At 52.7% G+C, this 13277-nt stretch carries 9 protein-coding genes; 7 read left to right on the top strand and 2 right to left on the bottom strand.

The window, feature by feature from the left end:
* The first annotated feature begins 172 nt into the window (after positions 1-172).
* The 6 genes from NST69_RS21820 (at position 173) to NST69_RS21795 (ending at position 8299) form a co-directional block, all read left to right on the top strand.
* Entirely contained in the window at positions 173-1891 is a 1719-nt protein-coding gene (locus tag NST69_RS21820) for a histidine kinase (RefSeq protein WP_342547103.1), read from the top strand.
* A 1-nt stretch (position 1892) separates the two neighbouring features.
* Positions 1893-3488, top strand: a complete 1596-nt coding sequence (locus tag NST69_RS21815) for a helix-turn-helix domain-containing protein (RefSeq protein ID WP_342547102.1) — start codon at positions 1893-1895, stop codon at positions 3486-3488.
* A gap of 542 nt (positions 3489-4030) precedes the next feature.
* A complete protein-coding gene (locus tag NST69_RS21810; RefSeq protein WP_235191825.1) occupies positions 4031-5572 on the top strand; it encodes an ABC transporter substrate-binding protein in 1542 nt (513 codons plus the stop codon).
* A gap of 70 nt (positions 5573-5642) precedes the next feature.
* Entirely contained in the window at positions 5643-6566 is a 924-nt protein-coding gene (locus NST69_RS21805; RefSeq protein WP_036724053.1) for an ABC transporter permease subunit, read from the top strand.
* Positions 6567-6578: 12 nt separating this feature from the next.
* Complete coding sequence (locus tag NST69_RS21800; protein ID WP_339250017.1) at positions 6579-7472, top strand: carbohydrate ABC transporter permease; 894 nt, start codon at positions 6579-6581, stop codon at positions 7470-7472.
* Between the two features lie 20 nt (positions 7473-7492).
* Positions 7493-8299 carry a Nif3-like dinuclear metal center hexameric protein gene (locus NST69_RS21795; RefSeq protein ID WP_342547101.1) on the top strand — a complete coding sequence of 269 codons (807 nt, stop codon included), beginning with the start codon at positions 7493-7495 and terminating at the stop codon, positions 8297-8299.
* Between the two features lie 396 nt (positions 8300-8695).
* Here NST69_RS21795 and NST69_RS21790 read toward each other — a convergent pair whose 3' ends face one another.
* Positions 8696-9265, bottom strand: coding sequence for a hypothetical protein (locus NST69_RS21790; protein WP_036724049.1), 570 nt, complete (start codon positions 9263-9265; stop codon positions 8696-8698).
* Positions 9262-10887 carry an FGGY-family carbohydrate kinase gene (locus tag NST69_RS21785; RefSeq protein ID WP_036724048.1) on the bottom strand — a complete coding sequence of 542 codons (1626 nt, stop codon included), beginning with the start codon at positions 10885-10887 and terminating at the stop codon, positions 9262-9264. The genes NST69_RS21790 and NST69_RS21785 overlap by 4 nt, the downstream gene beginning before the upstream one ends.
* 751 nt (positions 10888-11638) lie before the next feature.
* Here NST69_RS21785 and NST69_RS21780 point away from each other — a divergent pair.
* Complete coding sequence (locus NST69_RS21780; protein ID WP_342547100.1) at positions 11639-13222, top strand: acyl CoA:acetate/3-ketoacid CoA transferase; 1584 nt, start codon at positions 11639-11641, stop codon at positions 13220-13222.
* Positions 13223-13277: the final 55 nt, after the last annotated feature.

Genomic DNA, 13277 nt, shown 5'->3' with positions numbered 1-13277 from the left:
CGGAAGTCCAAAACTTCTCCGGAGTCACGGCCATCCCCAAAAAGAGAAACTTTTAATCATAATCAATATAACAACTAGAACAGCAAATTGCATACTTATACGCCCCTGGGTCCGGCCTAAGAAGGTATCGGCTCAGGGGCGTGCTGAATTCCGGGGAAAGGAAGAGGCGGGGATGATCCGAACCAACAGTATCGTGTTCAAATTTGCGTTGCAGATGACAGTGATTCTTGCGATCCTGCTGTCCATCCTTGTTCTGAGTAACATCTACTCCCTGGAGGTGGTGCGGAGCAATGCACTGACCAGCTCGCGTAATACACTGGCCCTCTATCAGGCCAATATTCATAATAACTTCAACAATTTCTCCAAGGACCTCATTGAGGTGTTCGACCATAACGTGGATACTGCGGTGAATTCGGCGGGGATGGATGAGAACAGCCGGTATTTCAAGGTCCAGCAGCTCAAGAATAGCCTGCAGGCAAAAATAGCAGGCGATAATTCGAGCGACGGCATGTTCATCAGGCTCTCGGATGAGCTGGTGCTGGAGCAGTTCAACCGCCGGATTCAATCGGAGGATAAGCTGGCTCTGGTGGATTTTATCAATATGCATAAATTCAGTACGGCTCCGGCAGAACATAGCGGGGTATGGAAGGTCTTCCAGATCCGCGGCGAGTCCTACTTGTTCAAATACATTACTTATTCAGGAGTCAGCTTCGGAACGCTGGTGAAAGCGGACACGCTGCTGGCTATGGTTGATAGGGGAGGCAATGATAAGAACCGTTATGTGCTGAGTGACTCGGAGGGAATGATTCTGGCAGCGAATAATATCTCTCTTAATGAAGAGGATACGACGCTTGAGAGCTTAAGCAGGCAGTATCAGCGGGATTACCTGATTGTATCTGAACCGATCGGCGAGTTCGGGCAGATGACTCAAATGGTTGCCAAGGGCAGTCTGTTCTCGGGCCTGAAGCTGATTCAGTGGGGGATCGCCCTGCTGGCGGTTCTCTCGGTCATCGTGGTGCCGCTGGTGCTGAGATTCCTGACGAGAGATGTGCTGAGGCCGATTCTGGAGCTGGTGAAGGCGGCGAAGGCGGTCGAGCAGGGGCAGCTGGAATACCAGATTCCGCAGAATACCCCGTATTCCCTGGAATTCCTGAAGCTGTTCCATGCGCTGGAGTCCATGGTCAGTGAGATCAAGGATCTGAAGATTCAGTCCTATGAAGAACAGATCGAAATCAGCCGCGCCGAGATCAAGTATCTGCAGATGCAGATCCGGCCCCATTTTTTCCTGAATGCGATCTCAACGATCACCAGTCTAACCTATCAGAATAAAAACGAGGAGATCCGCCGCCTGATCCACTGCCTCTCCGAGCATCTCCGGTATATGTTCAGAGGAGGGCTGATGGAAGTGACGATGGAGGAGGAGATCCGGCACACTGAGAATTATATCCGGATGCAGGAGATCCGTTATCCTGAGCAGATTTTTTTCATGATCGAGATGCAGGAGGAAGCGCGGCAGGTGCCGGTTCCCCAATTCATGATTCAGACCTTTGTGGAGAATACGTTCAAGCATGCTATGTTCGTTCAGGAGCTGCTGTCTATTTTCATTAGGGTGCGGATGGAGCTGCGGGACGATAGTCCATTTGTCAGCATTGTCATTGAAGATAACGGGGCGGGCTTCGCTTCTGAATGGCTGGATCAGCCGGAGCGCGAAGAGGCAGGGGAGGACGGAGGCAGAGTGGGCATTGCCAATATCCGCAAGACTCTCAGACTGCTCTACAAACGGGAAGATCTGCTTAAGCTGTCGAATATCGAGACTACAGGTGCGAGAGTTGAGCTATGGATTCCTGTGAAGCCACTCGAATGGGGCCAGCCCGGCTTAGAGGGAGGATAATATGCGTTGTATGCTGATTGACGATGATATTCCTACAATTGAAGCGTTGCGCGGTATTGTGAATTGGGAGGAATTCGGAATTACGGAAGTGCTAACCGCTCATAATATACAGGATGCGAAGCAACTCTTCGAGCACGGCGAGCCGGATCTGATGATTTGCGATATTGAAATGCCGCGCGGCTCGGGCATTGAGTTGATCAAGTGGGCCAGAGACCGTCAATATGAGGGCGGATTCATCTTCCTGACCTGTCATGAGAGCTTCACCTTCGCCTCCCAGGCGATCTCATATGACGCAGACTCGTATCTGGTCAAGCCGCTGGACAAGCAGGAGCTGGAAGCGGCGCTGCGCAAGTCTATGGATACGCTGAAGAACAAAATTATGTTAGGCGAATACAGCAAGCTGGGCCATGCGTGGCTGAAGAACCAGGATCTGATAGAACGCAGCTTCTGGAGCGATGTGCTGACGGCGACAATCTCTCCCCGGCCACAGCTGATCCAGAGTGAGGTGCAGAAGCGGGAGCTGTCCATTCCGGTGCATGCAGAATACAGGCTGCTGCTGGTAAGTGTTCCCCGCTCTCAGATTGAACGGGAATGGGATGAGAGCATCTTCCATTATGCCCTCTCGAACCTGGTCTCTGAAATTCTCAGCAGCCGGGTGGGCAGCGGCCGGATGATTGCCTATCAGGTCGATAAAGTATTCTACAATGCGATCATTGTGGAGAGTCCGGCGGATATGCAGGAGCTGGAGGTGAGCGCCGGAGAGATCATCCGGCTGTCCAGACAGTATCTGAAATGTACGGCTACCTGTTACTTCAGTGAGCCTGCGGCGATCTCCCGCCTGGCGCAGCTTAAGACGGAGCTGGAGCAGGCGGACGAAGCGAACATTATTTTCCGGGGGAAGCTGCATTTGCCGAATAAGCCCTTCCAGGTAGATCTGACCGAGCGCTTCACCCTGGATACGGAGCTGTTCACCCTGCTGTTCGTCCAGAAGGAGAAGGCGCAGATTGTGAACCGGCTCAAGAAAGAACTGGAGCTGCTGACGAGTCTGAACAAGCTGGATGCGGCAACGCTCCATTCGATACGAGAGGACCTGCTTCAGGTGGTCTATACGCTGCTCGCGCGGCACCACATTCAAGCCCACCGCCTCTTCGAGGGCGAGCTCAGCCAGCAATTGGCCCAGGATGCCGAGAGCAGCGTGTTCGACTTCATGAAATGGGCGCAGGCGCTGACAGACAAGACGCTGGATTCCATTAAGGAAGTGCTGCAGTCCGAAGGGGTGGTCGAGCGGGCCAAACGGTTCATTCAGGAGCACTATACCCAGGACCTCAGCCGGGAGGATGTTGCCGCAAGCGTATATCTGACCGCGGATTATCTGGCCAAGGTGTTCAAGCACGGGACCGGCCAGAGCGTGAAGGAGTACCTGAATGACTGCCGGATCAGAGCGGCGAAGCAGAGGCTGGTGGAGAGCACGGCGAGCATCGGGGAGATTGCCATGGATACCGGCTTCGATACCCTCTCCTATTTCTCCACTGTGTTCAAAAAATGGACAGGCGAAACCCCGGCAGCCTACCGCTTGAGGCACAAATCCGCCTTATAGTGACAATGATGACCATTAGGAAGCTCCGCATCTCCTACCGGAGGCGGGGCTTCTTGCTGCGTAGGCAGGAATCTTATTTATGGTGCGCGGCATCCGGCTGGTTGACTGGCTGAGGGTGCTGGAAACTGAGTTAAGGGATCTAGGAGGCTTAAGGTTACTCCTGCGCAGAATTTAGTTGGATTTTATACATCTGTTGCTGAAGGGGTGAACGCTGGCGGAGGAATAGCTGGATAAACAACACTTAATTAGACACAATTCCGGCAAAGTAGAGAAAATGCTAATATTAGATGCCGTTTTTCCATTTGTTGGGGTGGCGTTGGGAAAAATAGAAAAATTAAAATACGTTTTTCCACCTGTTTGTTTGCCAAGGCCCAGCGTTCTGCCGTCGTCCCCCAGGGGGCTAATTAGCTATGCAGAGCCGAGAATCCTCGCCACCCGTCCAGTGCGGTTTTTTATAAAAACAGCCCGTATTATTGAAAGCCTGCCGCCCTCCAGGACCGGTACAATGAGAGTGTAAATACAGAACAGGAGGCATGATGATAATGAAGAAAAAGGGGTTAGGTTCACTGCTGCTGTCCATGGTAATCTGCGGTTCACTGCTCTCCGCCTGCGGCGGCAATTCCAATACATCGTCCAAGAATTCCGTGGATACGGAAGCGAAGGCCAAGGTGGCTGAGATTGTATTCGCACTGCCCTCCTTCAACCGGATTCCCGATGATCTCAGCAAGGTGACCGAGGCCATCAATGCCATTACTACCGCGAAAATCGGGGTGAAGGTGGACTTCCGACTCTTCGGCCCGGCAGATTATGCCCAGAAGGTCAATCTCGCGCTCCAGAGCGGGGAGAAAATGGATGTCTTCACCACCCTCGGACAATTCTCCAACTATGTATCCAAGAGCCAGGTGGCTCCGCTCGAAGAGCAGCTTACCGAACACGGCAAAGAGCTGACAGCCATTCTGGACAAGGATTTCGGGCCGGATATTCTCAAAACCACCACGATGGACGGACATATCTACGGCATTCCTGTGAATAAAGGGATGGCGCTGCCGACCAATATCATCTACAACGCGGATATGCTCGCAGAGGCGGGCGTAGCAGCAGACTCCATCCAATCGATAGAGGATCTGCCTGCGGTGTTCGGCGCAGTGAAGCAGAAGCTGCCGGATGTAGTTCCGTTTGGCCCGATTAATGTGAATCCGACGGATACCGGACTTGTGAACTGGATGAAGGGTGCGAGCAAGGTGGATTACCTGACCGATACCACCGGAGTCGGTGTCGTGATCGGTGATAACGGGAAGGTCGTTAACTTCTACGAATCGGATGTCTTCAAGAACGGAATTCAGATGATGAGAGACTGGTTCGAGGCCGGGTATCTGCAGAAGGATACCGCAACCACTACGATTACAGCGATGGAGATGGTCTCCTCGGGGCGTGGCTTCTCCTTCCTGGGCGGCTACAGCGGCATGGAGGTTGGCAAGCAGCTGAGTGCACAGGTCGGCAAAAACATTGAGACCAAGCGCATCGCCCCGTTCTACTTCGATACAAGCGCCGTGAACTCGGTGACCTGGATGGTCTCCAGTACCTCGAAGGAGACGGAAGCCGCTGTGAAGTTCCTGAACCTGCTCTACACCGACAAAGAGCTGATCAACACCATTCTGTTCGGAATTGAAGGGGAGGATTACATCAAGGTAGATGAGCATCATGTGAAATTCCCGGAAGGCATGGACGCCAATACGGTGCCTTATACAGCCATGCTTAGCTCAGGGATTGTTGGCTCCGAGTCACTCCAGTATCAGATGGAGGGAATCAACTGGTCGGATGTTGAACTGAAGCTGAAGGAGAATAAGGATACCGAAAGATCGCCGTATTTCGGCTTTATCTTCGACCAGGGTCAAGTGAAGACGCAGATGAGTGCTGTGAACAACGTAGTGAATCAATTCCTGCCGGCACTGGTCAGCGGATCGGTAGATCCTGAGAGCATTATTGCGAAATTCAACAGTGCGCTGAAGGATGCGGGTGCACAGGACATTATAGACAGCAAGCAGCAACAACTGGATCAATGGCTTGCCGCGCAAAAACAATAATTTGAATAAGCCTGCTGAGGGTAGAGCCGCTAATGGAGGCTCTGCCCCCGGCAATGGAGGTGAATCCGGCATGACTGCCAAACCTAAATCCAAGCCACTCAAAAAAACACTTCCTTTATTAATTCTCGCGGGTCCGGGACTGCTGTATTTTCTCATTAACAGCTACTTCCCCATGTTCGGGGTGTTCATCGCGTTCAAGGATGTCAATTATGCCAAAGGCATCTTCGGCAGCGACTGGATCGGCTTCAAGAACTTCACCTTTCTGTTCCAGACCAGTGATGCCTGGATTATGACCCGCAACACCCTGCTGTACAATCTGACGTTTATCGCGCTGGGAACCGTAGTTTCAATCATCATTGCCATTCTGATGTCGGAGCTGCTGAACAAGCTGTACTCGAAGCTGTTCATGACCGGGCTGATTCTGCCGAACCTGATCTCGATGATCGTGCTTTCGCTGCTCGTCTTCGCCTTTCTGAACGCCGACAGCGGGTTCGTCAATCATTCGATTCTGCGGCCGCTGGGGATACCGGAGATCAACTGGTATTCGGAGGCGAAATATTGGCCGTACCTGCTGGTCCTCATTCAGATCTGGAAGACGGCAGGCTACGGCTCAATTGTCTATTTTGCCTCGATTGCCGGCATTGACAAGAGCATCTATGAGTCGGCCAAAATCGACGGTGCCGGGAAGCTCAAGCAGATCCGCATGATTACTCTGCCGCTGCTGAAGCCGACCATTATTGTGCTGGTGCTGATGTCGATGGGCCGGATTTTCAACTCTGACTTCGGCCTGTTCTATCAGGTTCCAATGAACTCTGGTGCGCTATACAGCACTACCCAGACGATTGATACGTATGTCTACCGCGCCTTGATGCAGCTCAATGATATTGGAATGTCGGCAGCCGCCGGTCTGTATCAGTCGCTGGTCGGCTTTGCCCTTGTGCTTACGGTCAATGCCATCGTCAAGAAGGTCAATCCAGAAAACGCTTTGTTCTAGGAGGAAATTCGGATGATCCAAACAAGAGGAGAACGAACGTTTACGGTGTTTTCTGCGGTCGTGATGATCCTGCTGACGGTTTTTGCTTTTTTGCCCTTCCTGCTGATTGTGATCGCTTCATTCACCAATGAGACAACCCTGATCCGCAACGGGTACAGCTTTTTCCCGGAGCATCTAAGTCTAGACGCGTACCGGTATATTAAGTCCTCGGCGTACATTTTCATTAGAGCCTATGGCGTTTCTTTTCTGGTGACGATCCTGGGAACCGCGATTGGACTGCTGATAACAAGCATGCTTGCTTATCCGATGTCCCGGTCTGATTTCAAGTATCATAATACGCTGGCGTTTGTCGTCTTCTTCACCATGCTGTTCAGCGGGGGGATTGTGCCTTCATACATCATGTGGACCCAGTACTTCCATATCAAAAATACGCTGTGGGCGCTGATCCTGCCCAACCTGCTGGCGAACGGGTTCAACGTCCTGCTGGTCCGTAACTACTTCAAGAATAATGTGCCGCTGGAGATTATCGAAGCCGCTCAGATCGACGGTGCCTCGGAGCTGCGGACCTTCTTCCGCATCATGCTTCCGCTGTCCATGCCGGTCATGGCAACCGTCGGGATGTTTATGGGCCTGGCCTATTGGAATGACTGGATCAATGCGTTATATTTTGTATCTAAGCCGCAATTGTACGGTATTCAGAATCTGCTGATGCAGCTCATGAGCAACATCCAGTTCCTCAATTCCGGCCAAGCCGGGAATGTACTCGGAGCCGACACGGTATCGCTGCCAAGTACAGCGGTGCGGATGGCGATGGCGGTGCTGGGCATTGTGCCGGTGCTGTTCGTCCTGCCGTTCATGCAGAAGTACTTGACCCGCGGCGTGGTTATCGGAGCTGTCAAAGGCTAAATATGATAGGAGATGAGCGTATGAAAGTGCAAGAGGTCATTGACCGGATTCTGCTCGATTGCTGCGGGGGACGGAGGCTGGAGCAGACCTGTGATGTGCTGGCGGGCGGCAGTGAAGAGATGGAGGTCACAGGGATCGTCACTACGTTCATGGCGACGGTGGAGGTCATCAAGGAAGCTATTGCTGCTGGAGCCAACTTGATTATCACCCATGAGCCGACCTACTATACCGGCAATGATACGCTGGACTGGCTGCAGCAGGACCCGGTATATCTGGCGAAAAAAAAGCTGATCGAGGAGCACGGCATTACGATCTGGCGCTTCCATGACCATATGCATCTGGCGGATACGGACCGGATCTATGACGGATTGCTGAAGGAGCTGGATTGGGCGGATAAGAAGCTGGATGACAAGGACGCCTGGGGGTATCTGATCGAGGAGACCACAGTCAGTGAGTTGGCAGGCTTCCTGAAGCAGCGGCTGGGGATGAAGGTGATTCAGATCGTCGGCAACGCGGAAGCGCCCTGCTCCCGTATCGGCATCCTTGTCGGCGGCGGCAGTCTGGGCCTGGGCCGGGAGCAGATGCCGATGGAGCTGATGCAGGAGAAGGGTCTGGATGTGATGGTCTGCGGCGACATTACCGAGTGGACCTTATGTGCTTACATCAATGATGCCGCAATGCTGGGCATGAACAAGGCGATGATCGTGATCGGTCACGAGCGCTCCGAGGAATGGGGCATGAAGTATATGGCTGAGTGGCTGGCGCCGCTGGTGGACGGGGTTCCGGTTACATTCGTGGATGCGAGGGAGCCGTTCGTGTATTTGTGAGGTGAGGATGGAGCGAGTTACAATCGTTCCGTGAAATGATTCTGACCCCGGGTGGCCCCCGGACCCCTCCGGCCTGCTTCTAACGGACTGGAGAGCCCTTATTTTGAGGAAAAGCCTACTTTACACCGCCTATCGGACTGAGATGCGCTTATTCGTCCACTAAGTGATATTAATCGGTGGTATTACCACCAATAAGGGCCATGGAGTCCGTAACCTGCGTAAAAAGCGGCTTTTGGGCAGAATAAGCGCCTCTCAGTCCGCTGGGCAGATCCCGCAGAGTCAAATGCAAATGATGCTCGGCCTGGGCCTAGCCCAGCCCCAGCCCTGATATGCCGCAAGCCTGGCATAAATCAAAGGCAGCCATCCCCCGCTACGGGAGGATGGCTGTCTTTTATACTACTGCAAGACGTAATTGCCCGTAGCTCTGTACTTACCTGCCTGGGCATCCCAGGTGAAGATCCCCTCGGCCAGGTCCCAGCCGCCACCCTCATCCTTGAAGTCCTTCCAATATTGATGCAGGCGTCCTTTCTTATCAATCTCGGCCCCCTGATCCCCCATGAATTGAAGCTTCTTGGTGAGGGTTCCATAGTTCAGACGGTAGACGGAGACCTGGGTATTCGAGGGCAGATAATCTACGGTAACCGCCAGCTGCTTCTCCGTGGGAGAGACGGCGAAAATCTGCATATCCGCTTCATCTTCTTCATACTCCACAAGCTTCTTATCAATTAGGACTACTACACCTTTGGAGTTCACCAGATACAAATTGCCCGACTCCGTGAGCAGGAAGCTCTCCGGCTTCTGATCGTTATTCAGGTCTGCGGTCTTCAGCATACGTACCGTTTCTCCCGGGAACTTCTGCTTCAGGAGTAGCTTGGCATCTGGCGCTTCAGCATAGGCGGAAGGGGCGGAAGCTATCAGCAGCAGGGAGGTAAGCAATACCGTAAGCCTGCCCATATCTATTTTCATCCGAGTTCTCCTCTCTTCCGGTTCTCCAGTAAATGATCTATCGCCGCCTGCTCGATGGGCAGCCCCTTGGTGTAACGCTCCATATAGAGAGCAAAGCCGTCCACATCAGTAGGGTCAGGTGCTACCTCCTGTCCTTCCATGTTACAGAACACCTTAGAGCTCAAGTAATCCGCCAGGCTCTCGTTCGGCTCCTTATGTATCATATAAGAGGCCAGAATGGCTATTCCCCATGCTCCGCCTTCACCAGCCGTAGACAAGACTGAGACCGGAACATTCAGTGCAGCGGCACAGATCCGCTGGCCGACCTGCGGGGTGCGGAACAATCCGCCGTGCGCTGAAATACGGTCAATCGTTACCCGTTCCTGCCCGGTCAGAATCTCCATTCCGAGTCTTAACGCAGCGAAAGCGCTATACAGATGAACTCTCATGAAGTTAGCCAGCGTGAAGCGGCTCTGCGGCGAACGGACGAACAGCGGACGCCCTTGGGCAAAGCCGGTGATATTCTCGCCTGAATAGTAGCCGTAGCTCAACAAGCCGCCGCCATCCGCATCCGCTTCCAGCGCCTGGCTCAGCAGGACGCTGAACAACTGGTTCATGTCGGGCTTCAGCCCCATGGCTTCATGAAATTCACGGAACAAGCCGATCCAGGCATTCAGATCGCTGGAGCAGTTGTTGGCAAGAACCATAGCAACCGGGCTGCCTTCCGGTGTATTCACGATATCAATCTCAGGGTGGACCGCACTTAGATTCTGCTCCAGCACAAACATAGCAAAGACCGACGTCCCTACGGAAATATTGCCAGTTCGTTTCCTAACACTACCTGTAGCCACCATACCTGTTCCGGCATCGCCCTCCGGCGGGCATAGCGGAATACCGGCCTGCAAACGGCCTGACGGGTCGATCAGCCGGGCACCTGCTTCACTGAGATTTCCTGCGTTCATACCGGCCGTATATACTGTAGGCAGGATATCTTGCAGCTTCCAAGGATAACCCCTGCCGGCAGTTAGAGTGGTGAACTGCTTCACCATATCTTCATTGTACTGCTTCGTTGCTTCATCGATGGGGAACATCCCGGAGGCATCCCCGATCCCGATAGCCCTGCGGCCCGTCAGCAGCAAGTGAACGTAACCCGATAGCGTCGTAAGATAATCTATTCTGGCCACATGCTCTTCACCGTTCAAAATAGCCTGATACAAGTGGGCGATACTCCAGCGCTCTGGAATTTTGAACTGGAATGTCCCGCTTAGCTCCGCAGCAGCAGCGCTTGTGGTAGCATTGCGCCAGGTACGGAATGGAACGAGCAGCTCTCCCGCCCGATCCAGCGCAATATAACCCTGCATCATGGCCGAGCAGCCGATGGAGCCGACGGTTTGCAGAGTGACGCCATAGGTCTGCTGAACCGCTTGCTGTAATTGCTGGTAGGCTGCTTGCAGACCTTGAACTACTTCCCTGAGATCGTAAGTCCAATAACCCTTAGTGAATTGATTCTCCCATTCATAGGTGCCGGAGGCGATCGTTTCAAAATGGTGATCGATCAGCACAGCCTTGATTCGCGTGGACCCGAACTCAATCCCGAGCGACGTTTCTCCCTGAACAATCGCCTGTTTGACGGAATGCGTCATGACAGCGTTCCCCCTCTAACTAAAATTGTCCAGAATATAACATATATAAGCGATAGAGTACAACCTCTCCACTCTTTTTTGAACCGGTTTTGCCCTAATCCGCTGTTGCAAATCTGCAATGCACCCCCCGTAACAAAAATATTTTATTTTTTTTGGCCGCGCTAAAATGTCTTGAAGTCTCATCTCCAACACTTTGTCTGATCCGCCGGGCAGGATATGTCATGGAACGCTTGATTTCATACCCAGCCAACCCGGCTGGAGAAAAAAAGTGTGGTTTTTTTGCGACTCGCAGGCCCCGCGGGAATACAGATGAAGCACTAAAGAAATTAACGAAAAGCAAAAAGAAGCGGAGGGGAAATTTGGAACTGGAGGAGCGGTAGCGTCCGCCTGAAAGCTTTCCGTAGGAAAGCTAGCTTCGGAAGCATAAGCAGTCACCGGATTTCAACCGCTATTAGCGGTAAAAATCAAGAAATCTGGTGACAACAGCGGCCGGAAGTCCAAATGTTCACTGCAGCGACGACCAAGCTTTGAGTTCAAACAAGCTAGTCGCAAAAAAACAACAGAAAAATACCTTGAATTCAAGGCTTTTTGGAGCTATTGACCGGTCCTTTTTTCTGTATTACGATGACCTTGAGAAAACTTTCACAAGTAAAACGAGACGCATAGAGCAGCAATTAGGAGACACACAAAAGGGCCATTATTTTTTTTAACAACTGTAGTGAAATAATTCACATAAAGAGGAGCAGATGAAATGACAAAAGTAATTTCAGCCGCCAAAGCAGCGGAACTCATCAAGGACGGAGACACGGTAGCGGCAAGCGGATTTGGATTATCCTGCTGGGCAGAAGAGATGGGGATCGCCATTGAAGAGCGCTTCGTACAGAACGGACACCCGAAGAATCTGACGGTGATGCACGCCAGTGCCGTCGGCAACCGCCGCGACAAGGGCATGAGCCACCTGGGCCATGAAGGCCTCATCAAACGCTGGATTGGCGGTATCGCGATCGCTTCCCCGGGATTGGCCAAGTTGATTGAAGAGGATAAATGCGAAGCCTACAACTTGCCTCAGGGTGTGATTACCCAGCTCTACCGCGAGATTGCCGCCAAGCGCCCGGGTGTGATTACCAAGGTGGGTATGGAGACCTTCGTCGATCCCCGCGTGGAGGGCGGCAAGATGTCCCCGTCTACCAAGGAGGACATTGTGAAGGTGATTGAACTTGAAGGTGAAGAGTGGCTGTTCTACAAGACCTTCCCGATTCAGATCGCCCTGATCCGTGGAACCGTAGCGGACGAGAACGGCAACCTGACGCTGGAAAAAGAAGGCCTGCACATGGAGGTTCTGCCGATCGCCCAGGCCGTCCGCAATTCCGGCGGTATAGTGATCGCCCAGGTAGAGACGGTGGCTAAGAACGGCACCTTGAATCCCAAGGATGTGAAGGTTCCGGGCATTCTGGTAGATTACCTCGTCGTGTCCACCCCAGAGAATCATTATCAGACCGAGAATACGCAGTATAATCCGGCGTTCTCCGGTCATGTCAAAGTGCCTGTGGATTCGATTGAAGTCTTGCCGCTGGATGAACGCAAAATCATCTCCCGCCGCACAGCCGTAGAGCTTCAGCCGAATACCATCCTGAATCTCGGAGTCGGCATCCCGGTGAATGTAGCGAACATTGCTGCTGAAGAGGGCGTGGACGACCAGCTGATTCTGACCACAGAGGCAGGCTCGATCGGCGGGGTTCCCGCAGGGCTGAAGGACTTCGGTCATGCGTACAACTCCGAGGCGATTGTAGATCATGATGCCCAGTTTGACTTCTATGACGGCGGTGGTATTGACCTCTCTGTGCTTGGCCTGGCGCAGACCGACGAATACGGGAACGTAAATGTCAGCAAATTCGGTACACGCGTAGCGGGCTGCGGCGGATTCATCAACATCTCTCAGGCGGCGAAGAAGCTGGTGTTCGCGGGTACTTTTACAGCGGGCGGGCTGCAGATTAAGGTAGAGAACGGCAAGCTGCACATCATTCAAGAGGGCAAAGCCAAGAAATTCATCTCAAAGGTACAGCAGATCACCTTCAGCGGATCCTATGCCGCCAAGGTAAATCAGCCGGTTGTGTATGTTACGGAACGCGCCGTCTTTGAACTGCTGAACGGTAAAATGACTTTAACCGAAATCGCGCCAGGCATCGACCTGCAGACAGAGATTCTGGATCAGATGGACTTCAAGCCGGTCATTTCACCCGACCTGAAGGAGATGGACGCGGCCATGTTCCAGGAGAACTGGGGCATGCTGAAGTCGATTATCGCCGATAAGAACCGGGTGCTGCAGGAAGTGTAGTTAATGTAAGTACCGTAAGCTGAACTTATAAACCAACTAAAAGAGGGATGATACC

The sequence above is a fragment of the Paenibacillus sp. FSL P2-0089 genome, from assembly GCF_038595095.1.
Classification (GTDB): domain Bacteria; phylum Bacillota; class Bacilli; order Paenibacillales; family Paenibacillaceae; genus Paenibacillus_AQ; species Paenibacillus_AQ silagei.
The sequence above is the reverse complement of the archived record's forward strand: the minus strand, read 5'-3'. Positions and strand labels throughout refer to the sequence as shown.